This is a genomic window from Allomuricauda sp. CP2A (assembly GCF_001683915.1).
In the GTDB taxonomy this organism is placed as follows: Bacteria; Bacteroidota; Bacteroidia; order Flavobacteriales; family Flavobacteriaceae; genus Flagellimonas.
Genome location: NZ_LXTT01000117.1, coordinates 1 through 21,952, shown reverse-complemented (window position 1 = coordinate 21,952; position 21,952 = coordinate 1). Strand labels below are relative to the sequence as shown.

Genomic DNA, 21,952 nt, shown 5'->3' with positions numbered 1-21,952 from the left:
ACATGGCATCAGGAAAACAAACGCCACGTCAGAAGATGATCAACCTTATGTACTTGATCTTCATCGCGATGTTGGCCCTTAATATGAGCAAGGAAGTACTTGCCGCTTTCGGACTTATGAACGAAAAGCTGGAAACTTCCAACAGTAACATGGACGAAAACAACTCCAGTTTTTTTGCAAGCTTGGAAACCAAAGCTTCTGAAAACGAAGAGGAGTACGGCGAACTTTACAAAGATGCTCAAGAGATCAAACAACTTTCAGATAGTTACTATAGCTATTTGGAAGGATTGAAAAAAGAAATGACCGCAGATTTGGAAGATCCCAAAGACTATGTGGTTATGGACAAGTCTGATTATTTGGACCAAAAATTCTTTCAAGGCGACAATTTGGGCCCAGAAGGAAAAAAGTTCATGGATCAGATCAATACCTACCGTGAAGGTGTGATCAACGCTTTGCCAGAAGGTGAATTTGAATCATTGAAATCTGCTGTTAGAACTCGTTTTGCAACAGGAGACGAAGATGGTAAGGTTGAAAAAAGAGACGGTACACGCCAAGATTGGATCAACTACCATTACGAAGGGTTCCCATTGGTGGCCTCTTTGACCAAAATGACCCAGTTGCAGGCCGATATCAAAACCACGGAACAAGAGATTTTGAAAACTCTTTTGGAAGGTGAATTGACCGAGGCTGTGTCCTTGACCAACTTTGCCAGTGCATTGGACGCTCCAAAATCTGCTTACTACGCAGGTGAAAAATACGATGGAAGAATTATTGTTAGCAAAACTGACAGAACTTCCACGCCTGTAAAAGCGGAATTGACTTTGGACGGAAGACCATTGACCGAAGGTAAGGACTACGAATTGGAAGCTGGTGGGATCAAAATGTTGATCAGTGCCGGTACTCCAGGTGACCACACCATTAAAGGAACCATGACCTATATGCAGGACGGTGTTGAAGTACCTGTTGAAGTGAACAACACTTTTGCAACAATCTCCATGCCCAATGCAGCGGTTATCTCTGCCGATAAAATGAATGTGGTGTACCGTGGTGTGGCCAACCCAATGACCATTTCCATTCCTGGAATTCCAGACAATAAAGTTACTGCATCTGCTCCAGGTTTGAGCAGAAGAAGTGGAAGCAATTACATTATGAACCCAGGTACTGGTAGAAGTGTAACCATTACTGCTTCAGGTACATTGCCTGATGGTAAAGGTATCTCCACCAAATCTGAGTTCCGTATCAAGGATATTCCAAGACCAGCCGGTACTGTGCGTGGTGAGTCTGGTAGCATTCAAATGCCAAGAAGAAACCTTGAGATTTCTACCATTGGGGCCATGTTGGAAGACTTTGACTTTGATTTGAACCTCGCCGTAGGCCAGTTCAAGTTTAAAGTGCCAGGTCAACCTACAGTAGTGGTCAACGGTAACAAATTGGACGACAGAGCCAAATCAGCCTTGAGAAGGGCAGGTAGGGGTGATGCTGTTCAGATTTTTGATATCCAAGCGTACATCACCAACAACAAGACCTACAAATTGAAAAAGGTATCTCCTGTTGTGGTTGAGATTACAAACTAAAAAAGTATATAAGTGATCATGAATTGGAAAAATGCATTAGTAATCGGATTGTTGGGTGTATTGCCCGTATCAATGATGGGACAGGCAAACATTTTGAATGCCAAGTTGCCGGAAGAGATAGGTAAAAAGACCCAAGCTCAAATAGAGCAAGATGCCGATGAGCCTCTAGAGTACGGTTATGTGGATGACAGGGATATCCTTTGGTCCAAGACCGTATGGGAAATCATCGATCTTGACGAGAGAGTAAACTTTCCACTATACTACCCAACCGATACCATTGGTATTGGAAAGGACAGAAGGTCGCTTTACCATGTCTTGATGAAAAACATCAGAAATGGGAAATTGACCGAGGTCTATACCGACTCCTACTTTACCGAAAAGCGGAAGTTGGAAGATCTTTCAGCAACCTTGAGCAAAATAGATACCACAGATTTAGGGTATGAGCAATACAATGCGGGCGAGCAAATTTCTCCAGAGTTCATTAACAAAAGAGATCTTACCGCCGCAGATATTGAAGAGTACCGGATTAAAGGAATCTGGTATTTCGATAAGCGCCAAGGAGAGCTTAAGTATCGTTTGTTGGGAATTGCCCCCGTTGCACCTGACGTTAACTTCATCGATGATGAGTCCGTTGATCCAGGACAGAACAAAGTGGAATTGTTCTGGGTATGGTATCCCGCTGCAAGAAAGATTTTGCACGATGCCAAGGTATACAACCAACGCAATTCAGCAAGACCAATTTCCTTTGATATGCTGTTGAACGCACGTCGCTTCAATGGGGTTATCTATAAAGAGGAAAATGTTCACGAAGACCGTGAAATAGACGATTACATTTTTGACAACTCATTGTTCCAGCTCTTGGAAGCGCAAAGAATCAAAGAGCAAATAAGGGACAGGGAGCAAGATATGTGGGCGTATTAATGAAGCTTGGTTTTAAAGACCTTGGGGTCATATAAAACCAAAAGCTGAATTAATCCCGATGAATATCGGGATACCCACAGCAAATTATTTTCCAATTCAATTCATACAACGCCGCACAAAAGTGCGGCGTTTTTTTGTTTTAAGAAAAAAGGGGTAGGTCCGGTAAAATACCAATGGAGATGGCTAATTTTGCCCTATGGTGGATTACATTGTAGTAGGTCTCGGTTTGGCAGGAATCTCTTTCTGCGAGGTGTTGGAAAAAGAAGGCAAATCCTTCAAGGTGGTTTCTGACGATTCCCAACACGCCTCCCAAGTGGCCGGGGGACTCTATAACCCTGTCATTTTAAAACGGTTTACCATGGCATGGAAGGCCAGGGAACAAATGGAACTGGCACAACCCTTCTACGCCCATTTAGAGCAAAAACTGGGGAAGACCTTGGATTATAAGGTTCCAATACTTCGAAGGTTTGCTTCCATTGAAGAGCAAAACGCATGGTTTGAAGCTTCGGACAAGCCCGGCCTTGATCATTTTTTGTCCACAAACCTTATTCCCAATAACAATTCCAATATTGATGCTCCCTTCGGATTTGGAGAGGTAAAATATACGGGTAGGATAGACACTGCAAAGCTGGTTGAATCCTACAGGGATTATTTGCAAAGGAAGGGGCTTTTGGAACAAGAATCCTTCGATTTTTCTTGTTTTGAGCAGCAAGGCGGACATATTTCATACAAATCCATGCAGGCCAAGCAAATTGTATTTTCATGTGGCTATGGTCTTAAAAACAACCCATTTTTCAACTACCTCCCCCTAAATGGGACCAAGGGAGAGCTTTTGACCATAAAGGCACCGGATTATAAGGAAGAAAATGTGATAAAATCTTCCGTGTTCACTATTCCGTTGGGTAATGATTTGTATAGAATTGGCGCCACCTACAAATGGAAGGACAAGACCAATGAACCCACTGAGGAATCCAAAATGGAACTTTTGGACAAATTGAGAACATTTTTGAAATGTGATTTTCAGGTGGTCGAGCATGTAGCCGGTATCCGCCCTACGGTTGTTGACCGTAGACCATTGGTAGGCCAACATCCAGAACACAAAAACCTCTATGTGCTGAACGGGTTTGGATCACGGGGCGTGCTCATAGCCCCTTATGCTTCCCAGCAGCTGTTCCATTATATTGAACGCCAAGATGCACTAGACCCCGAAATCAATATCCAAAGATTCACAAAAAAACACTACAATCCCTGACCTAATCGTCAGTTCGAGTTTTTCCGAAGGAAAAGTATCGAGAACCGAGTTTTTCCGAAGGAAAAGTACCCCTGCCTGCGGTGGTCAGATGTTGGGAGTTAAGTTTTTGATAGAAAAAGAATCATTTCATTTCATGTTCCAAAACAGCTTTGCTCTTTGCCGCAGAAGGGTCATATTTGATGAAGAAATTGATCCAAATATTTCGCGACAATCGGATGATAATGGGCATAAAAACAACCAAAGTGCCCACAATGGCGATAAAAGTCGTTGTCAATGAAGTTCCCAAGAACAAAAAAGTGATTACAAAAGCGGCCACTGCAAAAGCAATCCCAACCCCATAACTTACATACATGGAACCGTAGAAAAATGACGGCTCAATCTTGTACTTGGTGCCGCAGTGCGAACAGCGTTCGTGCATTTTAAATAGTTTGGAAAGTGCGTAAGGATTAGTGTTTTCATACATACTCTCCTCATGGCATTTGGGACAACTTCCTGTTAAAATACTGTACAGTTTGGTTCCTTTTTTTAACATTTGCAGCGATTTTGATGCAAAAATACGGATTCACCGGCTTTTGCTTTGTAATTCAGGTCACATAAAATGCTAAATATTCATAATCTTTCGGTAGCCTTTGGGGGCGAATATCTTTTTGAGGAAATCGCGTTTCGTTTGAACGGAGGCGACCGTGTTGGGCTAATTGGAAAAAACGGTGCCGGAAAATCCACCCTTCTCAAATTATTGGCCAAGGAAATGGCCCCGGATGAAGGTGTCATCGCCACCGAGAAAGATGTAAAGATCGGATTTTTAAAGCAGGACATCGATTTTGAGCAGGGCAGAACCGTTTTGGAGGAATCCTACCAAGCGTTTTCCGAAATTCAGGCCTTGGAAGCGAAGTTGGAAGAAATCAATACAGCTTTGGCGGAGCGCACCGATTATGAAAGCGATTCCTACCACCAACTCATGGTGGACCTGAACGATGTAACGCACCATTATGAGATTTTGGGCGGCTACAACTATCAGGGAGACACCGAAAAAGTCTTGTTGGGATTGGGTTTTAAACGGGAAGATTTCAACAAGTTGACAGATACCTTTTCCGGGGGATGGCGTATGCGGATTGAATTGGCCAAACTCTTGCTTCAAAACAACGATGTACTGCTGCTGGATGAGCCTACCAACCACTTGGATATAGAATCCATCATCTGGCTGGAACAGTTTCTAAACGGCTATCCAGGGGCGGTGGTGATCGTTTCCCACGATAAAATGTTCCTGGACAACGTCACCAACCGTACCATTGAGATTTCTTTGGGCCGAATCTATGATTACCCAAAACCGTATTCCAAGTTTTTGGAATTGCGAAAAGAAATCAAGGAACAACAGCTCAGTGCCCAGAAAAACCAAGAAAAACAGATCCAACAGACCGAGAAATTGATAGAAAAGTTCCGGGCCAAGTCCAGCAAGGCGAGCATGGCGCAATCGCTCATCAAAAAGTTGGACAAAATGGAACGTATTGAGGTGGATGAGGAGGACAACAGTGTGATGAATGTTCGGTTTCCAATCTCAATAAACCCCGGAAAAGTGGTGGTAGAGCTGGAAAATCTTTCCAAAAGCTATGGGAAGAACGAAGTGCTTCAGGATATTGATTTGCTCATAGAACGAGGCAGCAAGACCGCTTTTGTGGGTCAAAATGGACAAGGAAAGACCACTTTGGCCAAGATTATTGTGGGGGAACTGGACCATACAGGCGATGTGAAAATGGGACATAATGTGCAAGTGGGCTATTTTGCACAAAACCAAGCCGAATATCTGGATGGTAAGAAAACCATTTTGGATACCATGACCGATGCTGCCAATGAAAAAAACCGAAGCAAGGTGAGGGATATTCTGGGCTCTTTCCTGTTCCGTGGCGATGAGGTGGAAAAATATGTTAAGGTCTTATCCGGAGGGGAACGGAACCGTTTGGCGCTGGCCAAAATGTTGTTGCAGCCCTTCAATGTGTTGATCATGGATGAGCCTACCAACCATTTGGACATCAAATCCAAGAATGTGCTGAAACAGGCACTTCAAAATTTTGAGGGCACCCTGATCTTGGTCTCCCACGATCGGGATTTCCTACAAGGCCTCACCGATAGGGTGTATGAGTTCAAAAATGGTAGCATCAAGGAGTATTTGGGTGATATCGATTTTTATCTGGAGCAGCGCAAGGCAGAAGATTTCAGAAAAATTGAAAAAGGGGAGAAAAAGGTTGAGGAAAAAAATCAAGTTGAAGAAAAAGAGAGCGATTATCACACCCAGAAAAAGCAAAAATCATTGAAAAATAGGCTCAGTGGGGTTGAAAAGAAGATTTCGCAACTGGAAAAGGAGATCGGTGAAATAGACCATGGCCTTTTGATGGATTATGACAAAACCATCGCCAAACCCAACTTTTTTGACGATTATCAAAGGAAAAAGAAGAACTTGGAGTCCCTCATGGAAGACTGGGAGCAATTGTCCCATGAGTTGGAGCTGCTGGATTAACACCAAATAGAACGCTCAGACCACACTTTTACTCTCGTTCACAACATTTTACCACCCTTTTGCCGATTATATTTGTAAGTTTTTACGTATTCTTCGTACTTTGTAGGTAAATTCTTTGCTATAAATAAGTAATCAATGATTCGATTGGCCATTTTTTTCATATTCTTGATGTCCCCCCTAAGTCAAGTCTCTGCCAATGCGGAAGTTTCCCAAAAGGAAAAGAATGCTCTTATTGATTTGTACAACAGTACCAATGGGAGCAAATGGAACACTACCTGGGATTTGGAAGCACCAGTTAACACCTGGAAAGGCGTAGAGGTTAAAGATGGACATGTGGTGGGCCTTAGATTGTTCATGAACAATTTAGAAGGTGTGCTTCCGGAAAGCATCGGAAAATTAAAACACCTGACCCAATTAAACTTGGCATTCAACAGTATCACTGGCGTACTGCCTAAAGATATTGTAGAGCTTAAAAATTTAAAGGAGCTTCGATTGGAGATGAACCGAATTAAAGGTGCTATTCCCGAAGGGATTGGGCAACTTGGAGATTTGGAGATTCTTTCCCTGTTCAATAATTTTTTGAGCGGCCCCATACCAGAATCTCTGGGAGAGCTCAAGAATTTGAGGGAACTCAACCTATCCAGTAATAATCTAAAGGGCGTTATCCCAAGTGCCATAGGCAATCTTACAAAATTGGAGACTTTGGGACTCTTTGAAAATAGTTTGGAAGGCACCATCCCACAAGAAATAGGGAATTTGGGCAAACTCAAGGAATTGGTATTGGCCAATAACCAACTGGGAGGAGATATTCCAGCGGAATTTGGTCAATTGGCAAGCTTACAGATTCTCCAACTTCAGAACAATAGGTTCAATTCATACACAGGGTTAAAAGCAATGGATGCCAATCAGTTTTTGGTGTTCGATTCAGATGACAAATCCCTTGAACCACGATTCAATGAAATTCACTTTGAACGTACCCGCATGGCGGATACTAAATTTGAAGATGAAAACGAAAATGAGTAGTTAGTTAATACTTTAGTTTGTTTGGTTTGGGGATACAGGTGTGTATCCCCTTTTTTTTCAGTAACAATTATGAAATATTTAACCCTTCAAGAACGGTCTAGGGAATAGTTTTGTAGCGACTAATTCAAAACTTACGCATGCGCAAGCTGATCATCTCTGCCGTTGTGGGCGGCATAATCATATTTGGATCCTTGTATTTTGCAGGGCTTATTGCCAATAGCAAGGATACTGGAAGGCCAGAATCACAAAAAGTGGTCAAGACCGTTTTTGTGGATACGGTACAAAATGCTACGGTTCCCATTATGGTTCCCGCCAATGGTAATCTAAGGGCCAAGAAAAGGGTTGAACTCTATTCAGAGGTACAAGGCGTTTTTAGGCAGGGCAGCAAATTGTTCAGAACGGGACAAGAATACAGTGCAGGACAAACTTTGATTCGCATAGATGCCAATGAGTACTATGCCAGTGTACAATCGGCCAAAAGTAACCTATACAATCTGCTTACCTCCATTATGCCCGACCTTCGGTTGGACTATCCAGAGATATATCCCAAATGGCAGGAGTATTTAAACAGTTTTGACCTGACCAAGACCACACCCGAACTTCCCGAAATGTCCACCGAAAAGGAAAAGTTTTTCATTACGGGTAGAGGCATTATAACCAATTACTACAGCGTAAAGAATATGGAACAGCGTTTGTCCAAATATACCATAACGGCACCATTCCATGGTGTATTGACCGAAGCGTTGGTCACCGAGGGCACATTGATCCGTTCGGGCCAAAAATTGGGGGAATTTATCAATACCGGGGTATATGAGCTTGAAGTTTCCGTAGGAAAAACCTATGGCGACTTTTTAAGGGTTGGAAGAAAGGTGGAGCTTTTCAATTTGGACAAGACCCAAACCTATACAGGTGAAGTAATCCGTGTGAATGGCCGGGTTGATCAAAACTCACAGACCATAACCGTTTTTATTGAGGTGAGTGGCGATAATCTTAAGGAAGGCCAATACCTTGAGGCCAATCTTGAAGCGAAGGAAGAAACCGATGCCATTGAGATAAACCGCTCCCTATTGTTGGAGAACAACCAGATTTTTGTGGTTAGGGATTCCATTTTGGACCTGATCGATGTAAATCCAGTTTACTTTACCGACAAAAAAGTAGTGCTCAAGAATGTGCCCAATGGTGTAGTTATTGTGGCTAAACCAATATCTGGCGCCTATGCCGGGATGTTGGTAAAGGTGTTTGAAGAGAAGGAACCCAAAAGTGCGCAATTGTGAGAAATGTAATCTCTTATTTTATAAAATACCATGTAGCCGTTAATGTCATCGTTGTGGCATTTTTGGTTTTTGGTGTAGTTGGTGCACTGACCTTAAAATCCTCCTTTTTTCCACTATCGGAGTCAAGGAACATCATGATCAACATTACTTACCCTGGCGCATCACCACAAGAAATAGAGGAAGGGATCACCTTAAAGATTGAGGACAACCTAAAGGGATTGCAAGGCGTGGAGCGGGTTACGTCCACATCAAGGGAAAACAGTGGATCCATCAATGTTGAGATTGAAAAGGGAAGGAATATTGATTTTATGCTGTTGGAGGTCAAAAATGCCGTGGATAGGGTCCCAACTTTCCCTACGGGAATGGAACCCTTGATCGTTTCCAAGCAAGAACCGGTACGGCCCACCATTAGTTTTGCGATAAATGGCAAAGGCGTTCCGTTGGCCACCTTAAAACAAATTGGGCGTCAAATTGAGAATGACCTTAGGGCCATTGATGGAATCTCCCAAATTCAACCCTCAGGCTATCCTGATGAGGAAATTGAGATCGCTGTGGACGAGAACAGTCTGTTGGCCTACAATCTATCATTTACTGAAGTGGCCCAAGCGGTGGCCAATGCCAATATTTTGGTGACCGGGGGTAATATTAAAACCGTTACGGAAGAGTACCTGATCAGGGCAAAGAACCGCTCCTATTATGGAGATGAACTTTCCAATATTGTGGTGCGCGCTGATGCTTCGGGCCGTACCGTTCGGTTAAAGGATGTGGCAACAATCCGTGATCGTTTCTCTGAAACCCCAAATGCATCCTATTTTAATGAAAATCTCGCGGTAAATATCACCGTTACCAGTACCAATACCGAAGATTTGATCGGTTCGGCCGAGAAAATCAAGGAATACATGAAGGATTTCAACGAGAAAAACGCCAATGTTCAATTGGAAATCATTGATGATCGCTCCAAAATATTGACCCAACGTACACAATTGCTTACAGAAAATGCCATTGTGGGAATGATTTTGGTGCTCATTTTCCTCTCCCTCTTTTTAAACACACGTTTGGCCTTTTGGGTGGCCTTTGGTCTGCCCATTGCTTTTTTGGGAATGTTTGTTTTTGCACCACTGTTCAACGTTACCATAAATGTTTTGTCCCTTTTCGGGATGATCATCGTTATTGGTATTTTGGTGGATGATGGTATCGTGATAGCCGAAAATATCTATCAGCATTATGAAAAAGGAAAAACCCCGGTACGTGCGGCCATAGATGGTACCATGGAGGTGATTCCCCCAATTATTTCAGCGATCATAACCACTGTATTGGCTTTTTCGGTTATCCTGTTTTTGGATGGACGTATAGGCGAGTTTTTTGGAGAGGTTTCCGTAATTGTGATTTTGACCTTGGTAGTTTCCCTGATAGAGGCCTTGATCATTCTTCCAGCACACTTGGCACATTCCAAGGCACTTCATCCACAGAAAGAAGGGCCCAAGACCGGAATAGCCAAGGTTTTTGCAAAATTACGGGTGATCAATAGGATGGGGGATAAATTCATGGCATGGATGCGGGATAAATGGTACAGCCCTACTCTTAAATTTGCTTTGGATTACAAGTTTTTAACGTTTGCCATATTCTTTATGGCACTGGTGTTGACCTTGGGATCCATTGGTGGGGGCGTCATCAGAACATCGTTCTTCCCAAGGATTGCCAGTGATCAGATTTCCATCGAACTGCGTATGCCCAATGGCACCAATGAAAAAGTTACCGATTCCATAATCAGTTTGATTCAGGAGAAGGCCCATATTGTTAACCAAGAACTTACCGATAAGTATTTGCGAGAAACGGATAAGGATCTTTTCGAAAATATGATCAAAAATGTGGGCCCCGGTTCATCGGCAGCCACCTTGGAAATCAATTTGTTGCCCGGTGAGGAACGCCCAGATGAAATTAGGGCAGACATGGTGACCACCCGGCTCAGGGAATTGGTTGGCCCCGTAATAGGTGTGGAAAGCTTAATCTATGGTTCAGGAGGAAATTTTGGTGGATCTCCCGTATCGGTTTCGCTGCTGGGAAATAATATTACCGAACTAAAAGCGGCCAAGGAAGAATTGAAAACAGCCATGCTCAACAATGGTAATTTAAAGGACGTTACGGACAATGACCCGGCCGGAATCAAGGAAATACGGTTACAATTAAAAGAAAATGCCTATTTGCTGGGCTTGGACCTCCGTTCCGTGATGAACCAGGTCCGTGCAGGTTTCTTTGGAGCCCAGGCACAACGCTTTCAACGTGGGCAGGATGAGATCAGGGTGTGGGTGCGGTATGATCGTGAAAATCGGTCATCCATTACAGATTTGGATGAAATGCGAATTTTGACCCCCACCGGAGAGCGTATCCCGTTAAAGGAAATTGCATCCTATTCCATTGAAAGGGGCGATGTGGCCATAAACCATTTGGATGGACAGCGTGAGATTCAGGTCTCAGCCGATTTAACGGATCCCGAAACCACCAGCGGAACAGATGCCATGGGCTGGATTCGTAGTGAGGTAATGCCCGGTATTTTATCAAAATACCCCACCATAACCCCTTCCTATGAAGGTCAGAATAGAGAAGCGAACAAATTTATAAACTCATTGAGGTTTGTGGGATTGACCGTTTTATTTCTCATTTTCATCACCATTGCATTCACCTTCAGAAGCTTTAGCCAGCCATTATTGCTACTGCTTTTGGTGCCATTCAGTTTAACGGCAGTCGCTTGGGGCCACTGGTTCCATGGATTCCCCATCAACATTCTTTCCATGTTGGGCATCATTGCCCTAATTGGAATTATGGTGAATGACGGTCTCGTCTTGATAGGAAAATTCAATATCAACTTACGCAATGGGTTAAAGTTTGATGAGGCACTCTACGAAGCTGGAAAATCCCGTTTTAGGGCTATATTTTTAACCTCGATCACAACCATTGCAGGTTTGGCACCGCTCTTATTGGAAAAAAGTAGACAAGCACAATTTTTAAAGCCCATGGCCATTTCCATTGCTTATGGAATTGGATTTGCCACAGTGCTTACCCTTTTAATGCTGCCACTCTTCCTTTCTTTTGGCAACAATGTAAAAGTATGGGCCAAAACGTTGTGGACCGGGGAAAAAGTATCCCATGAAGAAGTGGAACGCGCCATTAGGGAACAACATGAAGAACAGCAGATGCTTGAGGAAAAAGGAAGCAGCCTAAATGGGCATTTAAACCATGAAGAATCGGAAGAAGAGACTTCAAAAGTTTTAGAAGAGACAACATAATGAAAAGTATTTTTTATACGCTACCCCTTTTTTTATTGTTTTTTGGTCATGCAGCACAAGCCCAGGAAGAGACCCTTTCCAAGGAAGAGGCCATAGATTTGGTGCTGGAAAACAATTTGGGCATTCAAGTGGCCCGAAACACCAAAAGAATTGATGAAAACAATGCCAGTATTCTCAATTCTGGTTATTTGCCCACCCTTACGGCAAATGGAACGGGTACCATTGACCGCCAGAACACCGAGGGAGTGTTGGCAAATGGTGAGACGCGTACCGCGGATGGAGCTGAAACCCGAAGGTACAATGCTTCCCTCAATCTTAATTACACCTTGTTTGATGGTTTAGGACGCTATTACAACTATCAAAGCTTCAAGGAGCGTTCCCAGCAGTCGGAATTGGAAGTAAAACAGACCATTGAGACGACCATTTTACAGCTTTTCTCCGTCTATTATGAAGTGGCCCGATTGACCGAGAACACCGCTAATTTGGAGGAAGCCCTTGAAATTTCAAAAGATAGGCTCACAAGGGCACGCTATCAATTTGAATATGGACAAAATACAGGTTTGGATGTGTTGAACGCTGAGGTGGACATCAATACGGACAGTATCAATCTATTGAACTCCAGACAGCAATTGCGCAATACCATGCGAGATTTGAATCTTATCCTGAACCGGGAACTTTCCACCCAATTTGAAATAGATACCACAGTTAACTTTGTGCCAGGGTTAGAGATGGAAAATATGCACAACGAAGCCAAAATAAATAATGTTCGGCTGCAAATCGTTGAAAAAGACATCAACATCAGCAATTACAACATGAAAGTGGCCAGAAGCAATTTCTTGCCTACCATCGGACTTACCGGGACCTATGGTTGGAATGAGTCCACCAACAACAGTCCGCTTGCATTTTCCCTTCAAAATACATCCACAGGGGTCTCGGGAGCCATTAATCTAAGCTGGAACCTCTTTGATGGCGGAAGGGCGATTACGGGCGCGAAAAATGCCAAAATCACCTATGAGAACCAAGAACTGTTCAAAAAACAGATAGAATTGGAGGTGGAACGGGACATTCGTAATGCTTGGGACAGCTACACCAATGCCCTTTACGTATTGGAAGTGCAGGAAAAAAACCTGCAGACCAACCAAAACAACTTTAACCGAACCGATGAACGGTACCAATTGGGGCAAGTAACCTCCATTGAGTTCAGGCAGGCACAATTGAACCTGTTGAATGCTGAACTGGCCAAAAGCCAGGCCAAGTACAATGCCAAACTCGCCGAATTGCAAATGTTGCAGATCAGTGGGCAGCTCCTCAATGTGGATTTTTAAGGGATTTAACTATGTACGAGCATTTCTTTCAATGTCCTTATTGTTGGGAAGAAATATCCTTTCTTTTGGATAGCTCCGTTTCTGACCAAACCTATGTGGAAGATTGCGAAGTCTGTTGTAATCCCATTGAAGTCAGGGCCGGTTTTGAACATCAAGAATTAACGGTTTTTGAGGTTAGGGAGTTGGGACAGTAAGATGGTATTCCAATTAAAAAATTCTGAAGGATTTGCAGAAATTGTCCCGGCATTATTTTGATGCCTTAGGACTTTTCCTCGGCTAACCAGCTCAATATCAAAGGTATGCCCCGTAATCCCACATTAGACAACATAATATCAATTACAGTTAATATGTTATTATGTATTAGGGGAAATCTACAATACCTTTAAAGTGATTTAAGAGTACAGAAGTTTTAGCGATGCCTAAAATGACTCATACAATGGCATTGTAAGGGTTGTTTTATTGTGGAATTGCATATTTTTTAAACCAAACTAACTATCGGAATGAGAAATAATAAAATGTTGGGGATTGCCTCTGCTATGCTATTGATGGGTTCGATTTCAATGTCCTTGAACGCACAGTCCCAAGAAGTTGCCTTGTTTGTGCCTTGTGAGGAAATGCCAGATTTAATGACCAAGTACAGTGCAGACCAGAGTGCATTGGTTCGTTTTTATGCGCCCGGAGCAAGTGGACGCTGGGGAAGAACGTTTGATCCGGGAGGCTCCCCAGAGCGTCGGGAAAGAATGACCAAATTGAGAAACGACTATTTGGCAAAATTGCAAGAACTGGATTTTAATGCACTGTCCCAAGAATGTAAGGCCGATTATGTTTTGTTCAAAAGAGACCTGGAAATGGAAAACGCCGAGGCCGAAGAACAGGAAGCGGTGTATCAAAAAATTAAAAAATGGTTTCCGTTTTCCGATAAAATTTATTCCTACTTAAAGGCCAGAAGAAGGGGACACCAGCCCGATGCCACTAAAATGGCCAAAGAATGGAATGATGTTGTGGCACAGATGGAGACTTTGAAAGGTCAACTTGAAGGAGTGACTTCCCTGGGCAAGGATGAGGTTGAAGAAGCTTTACGTGTTATTGAGGATTTGAAAAGTTCCGCTGAAAATGTGTACTCATTTTACAATGGTTACGATCCGCTTTTCACATGGTGGATGCCTACGGTATATGAATCCATGGGCACCAGTTTTGATGCGTATGCCGAAGTGTTCAAAAACAAGATTGACAAGGGGAAACCTGTTGATGAAAGTGGAATTGTTGGCAACCCAGTGGGTAGGGAAGAGCTGATGAAACAGCTTGAGTATGAAATGATAGATTATACTCCCGAAGAACTGATAGAATTGGCCAATGAAGAATTTGCATGGTGCGATGCCGAACTGCTTAAGGCATCACGGGAAATGGGATTTGGCGATGATTGGAAAGCTGCCCAGGAAAAGGTGAAGAATGCCTACGTGGAACCTGGTAAACAACCCGAGATGATTCTTCGTTTGTACAATGAAGCAGTCGATTTCCTAAAAAAGAACGATTTAATTACGGTTCCCCCCTTGGCTGAAGAAGTTTGGGGTATGCAAATGATGTCACCTGAGCGCCAGTTGGTAAATCCATTTTTTACCGGTGGCACCTCCATCACCATTTCATACCCCACCGATGCCATGACCTATGAGCAACGAATGATGAGCATGCGGGGAAACAACCCCCATTTTTCAATGGCAACCGTACACCACGAATTGATTGCAGGACATAACCTCCAAGGATTCATGAACAGTCGTTACCGTACCTATCGCAATTTCAAGACGCCATTTTGGACAGAAGGATGGGCATTGTATTGGGAGCTTCTCTTGTGGGACAAAGGCTTTCCACAAGGTCCGGAAGACCGCATAGGAATGCTTTTCTGGCACATGCACCGTTGTGCACGTATTATTTTCTCACTGAATTATCATTTGGGAAAATGGACACCTCAGGAATGTATCGACTTTTTGGTAGATCGTGTCGGACATGAACGTGCCAATGCAGAGGGAGAGGTAAGACGCTCTTTTGTGGGCAACTATCCACCGTTGTACCAGTTGGCGTACTTAACAGGAGGCCGTCAGTTTTATGCTTTGCATAAAGAGCTTGTTGAAAGTGGAAAAATGACCGACAAGGAATTCCATGACAGGATCATTACCATGAATGCCATGCCTGTTGAGATGATCAAGGCCATTATGACCGATCAGAAAATCAGCAAAAACTATAAGGCCAAATGGAAGTTCTACGATCCACCAAAACAATGAAATGGTGGCTAATGTTTACATTCGGTTTTATCTCCCTCTGATTTATTGGAAGACAGAAAATCCATGAAATTCCTAGGCAGATATGGAGTATCTGTCCCGCCACTTTTCTATGGTGAATTTTCGGTACTGGGTCGGGGTTACGCCCTTAAGTTCCTTGAATTTTCGATTAAAATTGGCAATGTTCAAAAAACCACATTGTTCAGAGACTTCCGAAATGGGAAGATCGTTGTCCTTAAAAAGCAGTCTGCATGCATGTTCAATTCTAATTTCTATCAAGAATTGGAAAAAGGTCTTGTTGGTCCTCTTTTTAAAGTAGCGACAAAATGCATTTTTGCTCATACTCGCCTTTTCCGCTACCATTTCCAAAGAGAAGGGTTCGTGAAAATTGCTCAAGGCATAATCTATGACGTTGTTCATACGATTGCCTTCATCTTCCGTGTATTTTTTGCGATAGACAAATGTGGATAAAGGCTGCTTGTCGGAAGAAATCATAATATCCAGTATATTCAATAGTGTGGCGATACGCTGGATTCGACTTTGGTTTTTTAAGTTGTCAAAAAGTAAACCAAGCCGTTCACTCTCAGATAGGATTTTCATGCCATACCCAGATTCCTCAAAAAAGTTTTGAAGTCTTGTCATATCGGAAAGCGTAAAAAATTCTTTTCCAAATGACTCCTTTGTAAAGAACAAGGTGTACATAATCGATTTGGAGGATGCTTTTGAATCACTCCTAAAAACGTGGGGAACGTTTTCACCAATAACAAGGATATCGTTGGCTTTAAAATCGCTAATGGTGTCACCAACCACAATAGATCCCTCGCCAGAAACAATGTAGCTTATCTGAATTTCTTCATGTTGATGCAGTTTGTCGTAGAAAATAATGCCAGAATCTTCTTGGTAGACCAAAGCCTCTTGCTCAGGTTTGGGAATTTTAAAAGGGAGAATTTTCATTTTTCGGAGGATATTTGCAGTTTCTTTGTAAAAAAGTACTAACATTTTTCCATTCGTACAATTTTGTGGATAATATAGTATAACTATTGGGTAATAAACTAATGCTTAGACGAAAAAGGAGGCAGATTTCAGGTAAAATCCACATCAATACCCTAAAAGGGGAATCTGAAATTCGTTTGCCCAATTGCTTCCTTTCCTAGCGTGTTTTTTTGCTCTTTACTGAAAAAATGAGGGTGTCCAAAAAGCGCGTTATCTGTCAGTTCGAGCCTGCCTTTGTCGGCAGACAGGCGCAGTCGAGAACCTAAAGAATACTAATAATCAATGGGTTTCGACTTTAGTTTATCCTGAGCATAGACGAAGGCTCAACCTGACAAATTCAAACTTTTGGTGCTTTTTAGACCTCCAGAGATGCAACAAAATGCTTAATTCCAGCCAATATTTATATGGCTATCTATTAGGGTGTTCAGATATTTAATTCTAAAGGAAATTACGTGGGAATAATCAACTTGCCCGGTTTTCTGGTAAGTCTTTGCTTTGGCGGAGAGGATATGAAGACGCTCTACAGGGTGAGCCATGATAATAAAGTATATAGGATACGCACCAATATGGAAGGCTTTTTGCAATACTTGTAAGCTGCCCTCAGCTTGGGGCATATCCTATACCTTGACTTTTAATCGGGCTTATTGGTCATCATCACCCATGACATGATAGCCACGCCATTTGAATTCTTTGGCCAGGGATGTTGCGGCAGGCCATGCAATCTGATGCTGGTCGCTCGCCACCCATTTCCGTCGTTTTTCCTCAGTTTCAAAAGAGATGAGGATCTGATAATTGTACGTGGTGGGTTCCGCTTCAATTTCCTTGGCTTGATCTGGCGAGTACAAACGCATTAGTTTCGAACTTAAATACCCGTCCTGAACGATCATAGCGGGTACATAAATGGAATAGTACATTTCCTCAAAGGCTTGGGCATTTTTCTTTTCAACCACAAAATCCATTTCCAAGACCATGGCCTTTGGCTCTTTTAATGGCTTTTTAATGTCCCATTTCTTTGATGCTGAGATTCCAATGATCAGCAATTCCACGGTTTCATTGCCTGTATTTTCCAGCGTGATGTTTTCTCCAATCCTTCCATAAAATGCATCGTCCTTGCCAAATGTACCGGATTTGCCATCGGCTGTTACCGTACCCGACCCGTTGATGACGTAATAAACGGCTTCCATGCCTTCAAGTTGGTAAGGATCGGTCTTGGTTCCAGAAGGAATGGTCAAATGGTCTACGTAGCTCCAATCCGTTGAGAAAACTTCGGGCCCCAATACGCGTCGGTACGACACCCCTTTTCCTACATAGGGTGTTCTTTCGGGTTTAAGCAATTCCTTATCCAATTTCCCGGAAACAAAAGCAGGAATAGGGTCAAGGGTTGCACCCACTCTGTCATCGCCCAAATCAAAAGCATCACCACGAGCCTTAACAGTGCTGACCGCAAAATTGAGCCATTGTACAGGTTGGTCCGTTGTATTGTAAATAGCATGTGAATCACCCATTTTACAAGGAACAAGGGCCGGTGCTTTAATTTTTGAGGTTCTACCGTTGATGGTAAACTCAGCCTCTCCCGAAAGAAGAACATACATTTCCTCTATGCTGTGATGAAAATGATGGCCAATCCCAGATTTGCCGGCAATGGTGCCTGTGTGCAGATAAAGGAAATTGGTGGATAGATCGTTCCGGCCAATGAGTTGGGTGAATCCCATACTGCCCGCACCAGCATGTACATCGGTTAAATTCCTATAGGTTGATGGGTCGTTGTGGATAACACGGTCCTGTATCGACTGCGCCGAAAGACCGCCTGTTACTAGTATTAAAATGATGGCAATAAGTGCTCTCATGATACTGAATGTTTTGGTTTGTAATTCGATTATATTAGTGTTGAATGATAGTTGTATTTGTTGGATCCTGATTTATTTTTCAGGTAATGCATATACCACATACCCTCTTGGTAATGCGCCAGGTTTCTTGGACTGGTCATACGTACCTCGAAAAAAATTGGAATTGGCGTTCACAACCAAGTATTGTTTGCCATTTAGGGTGTACATACTAGGTTGGGCGTTTGTTTCGTGGCTCATAGTGGTTTCCCATAAGGTTTCTCCAGTGTCTTGGTCAAAAGCGTACAATTTTGCACCCTTTGCGGTTGCAAAGACCAATCCTGTGGAAGTAACCACCAAACCTTTCCGTCGGACTCCCTCTGGAGCACCTTTGCTGGGGTCGCCTTTGGCATAAAGGGAATCGATTCCCACAGGTTTTTTCCACTTAATGGTACCCTCGTTAAGATCATAGGCTACAACGGATGACCAAGGCGGGTCAATAAGGGCAGGCCAATCCAGTCCATATTCCGTAGTGTATTGTGCATCAGGACGGTCTGCGCCTTCCGGATAATCCTTCATGGGAGCACCTCTTTGGGCATCTGGTCTCATCTCAACACCTCCTGAGGCCACAACAGGCCCTTCCGGAATGCTCTCTTCAGTATTTCCTCTTCTAAAAGGATTGCTAACAGGATTTCCACCCAAAAATTTGAACAAGGCCTTAAGGGATTCTTCATCCACATGGACCAGTCCTGGCATTTGGCCACGACCGTTTGTCACAATTTCCTTAAAGTCATCGTACCTCATATGGTGCCCAATGTTCAAGAGTGAGGGACCTGCACCACCCTCCATGTTTTGTCCATGGCAGGCAATACATGAAGAACTATATAGGTTCTGTACCCTTTCCACATCATTTTGGGAAAGGTCCTCCTTGGGAGGCTCAACCTTGTTCAATCGATAGGTTGAAGCATATTCTTGGGTCATGATGTACATGATCCCATCGAATGGATCACCGGCCGTGTTTCCAAAATTAACCCCGCCCAAAGCTCCCGGCATCACAACTGTTTCATATTTGTCGGATGGAGGAAGATATAGCTGGGATTTGGAAGAATCCAATCGTTTATGCCATGCTTGCTTGATACTATCCGGAAAATAGGGATTTAGATTATCAAGGTTCACTTCATGTCTGGTAAAACTTGGAAGCGAAGGTATGGGTTGTGTTGGCCAAGCTTTTTCACCGGGCATATTGCTCGGGGGAAAGGGTTTTTCCTCAATGGGGAATATGGGTTCGCCGGTTACACGGTCAAAAACAAAAACAAAACCCTGTTTGGTGGCAACGGCAACCGCATCTATGGATTTGCCGCCACGTTTCACCGTAAGCAATTGCGGAGCACTGGCAAGATCGTAATCCCAAAGGTCGTGGTGAATGGTTTGAAAATGCCAAAGACGTTCACCGGTACGGGCATCCAAGGCAACCAATGAGTTGGCAAAGAGATTGCTCCCCAACCGGTCTGCACCATAATAGTCGTAAGTTGGTGATCCAAGAGGTACAAAGGCGATGCCACGTTCTTCATCAACCGATATTTCACTCCAAGCATTGGTACCCCCAACATATTTATAGGCTTCTTTGGGCCAGGTGTCATAACCATATTCTCCAGGATGGGGAATGGTATGAAAAGTCCATTCCAATTCCCCGGTCACCACATTATAGGCCCTTATATGCCCGGGCGGGGAAAAATAGGTTTCACCGGTTGAGGAACCTAAAATGAGAAGATCGTTATATAGGACCCCGGGCATCATTGCTTGAATTCGTACAATGGTCGATGGGTCCCTGCCCAAATCTTTCCGAAGATCAACATAACCACCATCCCCAAAATCCGTGATCGATTTTCCCGTAGTGGCATCAATGGCCTGTAGGGAATTGTTCAAGGTAAACAGTAATCTTTTGTCCTTTTTATCCTGACTTTCCCAGTAATTGATACCTCTTCGGGTTATTCCCTTTAGATTGGCATGGATCCATATTTCTTCACCTGTCCTTGCATTTAGGGCAATAAGGGAATTGCTTTTTCCAAGGACGTACATGGTGGAATCCACAATGATGGGACTAAAGAAATTGAATTCATCCCCCGTGGGGTAGACCCATGCAACTTCCATTTCATCAACATTTTCTTTGGTGATCTCGGAAGCTTCAAAGTATCGGGACTGGTCGGGGGAACCGCCATAATGTGTCCAAGTGGTATGTGGATTTTCGGTTTTTTCGGAACTACATCCGACTACTAAAATGATTGTAAAAAAAGTTAATGATGTAAAAAAAGTAGCAGAGAAACGTGCATGCATTGTTTGTTAGAATTATTCATTCTTATGGCTTTGGCCCTTTCTATCGTTGCTCTGGAATAAAACACCTAAGGGCGTCTAGGTATTTTACGGTGTGAAAAATACAATTTATTTGGGAAATCTGGGCGATCTTGATTCAGATTGAGGGTTTTTTATGGACCGCAACCAATATGAAAATATAAAGATATTGTAACCTAAAAACACCAAAAAATGGATAGCTTGCGGTTTATTGATAGTGTCCTGCAAGGGGTTTAAAAGATTCTCAAAAGAAAAACAAAAAACGAAGAAAATATTCATTCAATGAAAAAAAGCATACTGATCCTATTTGTTTTGGGCATCCTATTGAATGCTAATGGTCAAAACGTAGATGTTATTTCCTATAATATTCGGTATGACAATCCTAACGATAAACCAAATCATTGGGATAACCGCAAGGATTTTCTCATTGCACAACTAAATTTTTACGCCCCCGATATTTTTGGAACCCAAGAGGGGCTTGCCCACCAATTAAAGGCTATTGATGATGGCCTGCAAGATTACACCTATTTTGGTGTGGGACGGGACCATGGAGATGATCAAGGCGAGTTTACAGCTATTTTCTACAATACGAAAAAGCTGAAGGTATTGGAACAATCTACCTTTTGGTTGTCGCAAACGCCAGAGGTTCCATCCAAAGGATGGGATGCCGCTTTACCACGAATCTGCACCTACGGGCTTTTTGAAAATAAGGAAGATGGGAACAAATTCATGGTTTTCAACACCCATTTTGACCATGTTGGGGTGAAGGCTAGGGAAGAAAGTTCCAAATTGATTCTCGAAAAAATTAAGGAGCTGAATCCAGATGGATTAGCTGTAATCTTAATGGGCGACTTTAATCTGGAAAGTGATAGCCCGGGCGTTCAGGTGATTTTAGGGGAAATGGAAGATGCCCACATAGCGGCAGGGAAAGATGCTTTTGGGCCCAATGGAACTTTCAATGGCTTTGATTTCACCAAACCCGTGGAACGAAGAATCGACTATATTTTTGTTTCCCCTAATACTATTGAGGTGCTTAAAAGTGCTATTTTGAGCGACTCCAAAGACCTGAGATATCCTTCAGACCATCTACCAGTTTTTGCCCGGGTAAGGTTGAAAAACTGATGATTGGCTAAAAGGGTCGCTTAGAATATTGTCAAAATACCACCTAACCCCTTAAAAATACAGGTTTTTCTATGTTTAGGGATATGGGAACGTAGAGGGGCCATTTTTCAATAGCTTTTAGTAGAAACAAAAAAACCGTTCAATTGAACGGCTTCTGACTTAGTAGCGGGGACTGGACTCGAACCAGTGACCTTCGGGTTATGAGCTTCATAAGCTATATATCAAAT

At 43.0% G+C, this 21,952-nt stretch carries 16 protein-coding genes; 12 read left to right on the top strand and 4 right to left on the bottom strand.

Annotation, left to right across the window (positions count from 1 at the left end; translation table 11 throughout):
* Positions 1-2 precede the first annotated feature (2 nt).
* The 3 genes from gldM to A7D14_RS13470 all read left to right on the top strand — a co-directional run bounded on the left by gldM (position 3) and on the right by A7D14_RS13470 (position 3,747).
* Positions 3-1,574, top strand: a complete 1,572-nt coding sequence (gene gldM, locus A7D14_RS13480) for a gliding motility protein GldM (RefSeq protein WP_067035568.1) — start codon at positions 3-5, stop codon at positions 1,572-1,574.
* An 18-nt stretch (positions 1,575-1,592) separates the two neighbouring features.
* Positions 1,593-2,495 (top strand): gliding motility protein GldN, encoded by a 903-nt coding sequence (gene gldN / locus A7D14_RS13475; RefSeq protein ID WP_067035565.1) that lies wholly within the window; start codon positions 1,593-1,595, stop codon positions 2,493-2,495.
* 196 nt (positions 2,496-2,691) lie between these two features.
* A complete protein-coding gene (locus A7D14_RS13470) occupies positions 2,692-3,747 on the top strand; it encodes an NAD(P)/FAD-dependent oxidoreductase (RefSeq protein ID WP_067035560.1) in 1,056 nt (351 codons plus the stop codon).
* Positions 3,748-3,868: 121 nt separating this feature from the next.
* Here the strand turns inward: A7D14_RS13470 and A7D14_RS13465 are convergent, their stop codons facing one another.
* Entirely contained in the window at positions 3,869-4,279 is a 411-nt protein-coding gene (locus A7D14_RS13465; protein WP_067035558.1) for a DUF983 domain-containing protein, read from the bottom strand.
* 66 nt (positions 4,280-4,345) lie between these two features.
* Here A7D14_RS13465 and A7D14_RS13460 point away from each other — a divergent pair, with 66 nt between their 5' ends.
* The 7 genes from A7D14_RS13460 to A7D14_RS13430 all read left to right on the top strand — a co-directional run bounded on the left by A7D14_RS13460 (position 4,346) and on the right by A7D14_RS13430 (position 15,441).
* Positions 4,346-6,259, top strand: a complete 1,914-nt coding sequence (locus tag A7D14_RS13460; RefSeq protein ID WP_067035555.1) for an ABC-F family ATP-binding cassette domain-containing protein — start codon at positions 4,346-4,348, stop codon at positions 6,257-6,259.
* A 135-nt stretch (positions 6,260-6,394) separates the two neighbouring features.
* A complete protein-coding gene (locus A7D14_RS13455) occupies positions 6,395-7,282 on the top strand; it encodes a hypothetical protein (protein ID WP_067035552.1) in 888 nt (295 codons plus the stop codon).
* 137 nt (positions 7,283-7,419) lie between these two features.
* Positions 7,420-8,556: an efflux RND transporter periplasmic adaptor subunit gene (locus tag A7D14_RS13450; RefSeq protein ID WP_067035549.1), complete on the top strand. Its 1,137-nt coding sequence runs from the start codon at positions 7,420-7,422 to the stop codon at positions 8,554-8,556.
* The gene (locus A7D14_RS13445; RefSeq protein ID WP_067035547.1) at positions 8,553-11,840 is read left to right on the top strand and encodes an efflux RND transporter permease subunit; all 3,288 of its coding nucleotides are present in this window, start codon (positions 8,553-8,555) and stop codon (positions 11,838-11,840) included. Before A7D14_RS13450 ends, A7D14_RS13445 begins: the two co-directional genes overlap by 4 nt.
* A complete protein-coding gene (locus A7D14_RS13440; RefSeq protein WP_067035544.1) occupies positions 11,840-13,165 on the top strand; it encodes a TolC family protein in 1,326 nt (441 codons plus the stop codon). Before A7D14_RS13445 ends, A7D14_RS13440 begins: the two co-directional genes overlap by 1 nt.
* Before the next feature lie 11 nt (positions 13,166-13,176).
* The gene (locus A7D14_RS13435) at positions 13,177-13,359 is read left to right on the top strand and encodes a CPXCG motif-containing cysteine-rich protein (RefSeq protein ID WP_067035540.1); all 183 of its coding nucleotides are present in this window, start codon (positions 13,177-13,179) and stop codon (positions 13,357-13,359) included.
* A 306-nt stretch (positions 13,360-13,665) separates the two neighbouring features.
* A complete protein-coding gene (locus tag A7D14_RS13430) occupies positions 13,666-15,441 on the top strand; it encodes a DUF885 family protein (RefSeq protein ID WP_218058539.1) in 1,776 nt (591 codons plus the stop codon).
* Between the two features lie 72 nt (positions 15,442-15,513).
* On the opposite strand, the gene A7D14_RS13425 is transcribed toward A7D14_RS13430, so the two are convergent.
* Positions 15,514-16,392 (bottom strand): AraC family transcriptional regulator, encoded by an 879-nt coding sequence (locus A7D14_RS13425; RefSeq protein WP_067035535.1) that lies wholly within the window; start codon positions 16,390-16,392, stop codon positions 15,514-15,516.
* 491 nt (positions 16,393-16,883) lie between these two features.
* On the opposite strand from A7D14_RS13425, the gene A7D14_RS19685 reads away from it, so the two are divergent.
* Complete coding sequence (locus tag A7D14_RS19685; protein WP_176712425.1) at positions 16,884-17,024, top strand: hypothetical protein; 141 nt, start codon at positions 16,884-16,886, stop codon at positions 17,022-17,024.
* A 48-nt stretch (positions 17,025-17,072) separates the two neighbouring features.
* On the opposite strand, the gene A7D14_RS13420 is transcribed toward A7D14_RS19685, so the two are convergent.
* Together A7D14_RS13420 and A7D14_RS13415 are read right to left on the bottom strand one after the other, a co-directional pair.
* The gene (locus tag A7D14_RS13420; RefSeq protein WP_067035532.1) at positions 17,073-18,278 is read right to left on the bottom strand and encodes a cupin domain-containing protein; all 1,206 of its coding nucleotides are present in this window, start codon (positions 18,276-18,278) and stop codon (positions 17,073-17,075) included.
* Between the two features lie 72 nt (positions 18,279-18,350).
* A complete protein-coding gene (locus A7D14_RS13415; protein ID WP_067035530.1) occupies positions 18,351-20,588 on the bottom strand; it encodes a PQQ-binding-like beta-propeller repeat protein in 2,238 nt (745 codons plus the stop codon).
* 297 nt (positions 20,589-20,885) lie between these two features.
* Here A7D14_RS13415 and A7D14_RS13405 point away from each other — a divergent pair, with 297 nt between their 5' ends.
* A complete protein-coding gene (locus A7D14_RS13405) occupies positions 20,886-21,725 on the top strand; it encodes an endonuclease/exonuclease/phosphatase family protein (RefSeq protein WP_067035524.1) in 840 nt (279 codons plus the stop codon).
* Positions 21,726-21,952 lie beyond the last annotated feature (227 nt).

Coding starts and splice junctions, on each gene's coding strand:
- gldM (WP_067035568.1), top strand. CDS start 3: ATGGCATCAGGAAAACAAACGCCACGTCAGAAGATGATCAACCTTATG.
- gldN (WP_067035565.1), top strand. CDS start 1,593: ATGAATTGGAAAAATGCATTAGTAATCGGATTGTTGGGTGTATTGCCC.
- A7D14_RS13470 (WP_067035560.1), top strand. CDS start 2,692: ATGGTGGATTACATTGTAGTAGGTCTCGGTTTGGCAGGAATCTCTTTC.
- A7D14_RS13465 (WP_067035558.1), bottom strand. CDS start 4,279: ATGTTAAAAAAAGGAACCAAACTGTACAGTATTTTAACAGGAAGTTGT.
- A7D14_RS13460 (WP_067035555.1), top strand. CDS start 4,346: ATGCTAAATATTCATAATCTTTCGGTAGCCTTTGGGGGCGAATATCTT.
- A7D14_RS13455 (WP_067035552.1), top strand. CDS start 6,395: ATGATTCGATTGGCCATTTTTTTCATATTCTTGATGTCCCCCCTAAGT.
- A7D14_RS13450 (WP_067035549.1), top strand. CDS start 7,420: ATGCGCAAGCTGATCATCTCTGCCGTTGTGGGCGGCATAATCATATTT.
- A7D14_RS13440 (WP_067035544.1), top strand. CDS start 11,840: ATGAAAAGTATTTTTTATACGCTACCCCTTTTTTTATTGTTTTTTGGT.
- A7D14_RS13435 (WP_067035540.1), top strand. CDS start 13,177: ATGTACGAGCATTTCTTTCAATGTCCTTATTGTTGGGAAGAAATATCC.
- A7D14_RS13430 (WP_218058539.1), top strand. CDS start 13,666: ATGAGAAATAATAAAATGTTGGGGATTGCCTCTGCTATGCTATTGATG.
- A7D14_RS13425 (WP_067035535.1), bottom strand. CDS start 16,392: ATGAAAATTCTCCCTTTTAAAATTCCCAAACCTGAGCAAGAGGCTTTG.
- A7D14_RS13420 (WP_067035532.1), bottom strand. CDS start 18,278: ATGAGAGCACTTATTGCCATCATTTTAATACTAGTAACAGGCGGTCTT.
- A7D14_RS13415 (WP_067035530.1), bottom strand. CDS start 20,588: ATGCATGCACGTTTCTCTGCTACTTTTTTTACATCATTAACTTTTTTT.
- A7D14_RS13405 (WP_067035524.1), top strand. CDS start 20,886: ATGAAAAAAAGCATACTGATCCTATTTGTTTTGGGCATCCTATTGAAT.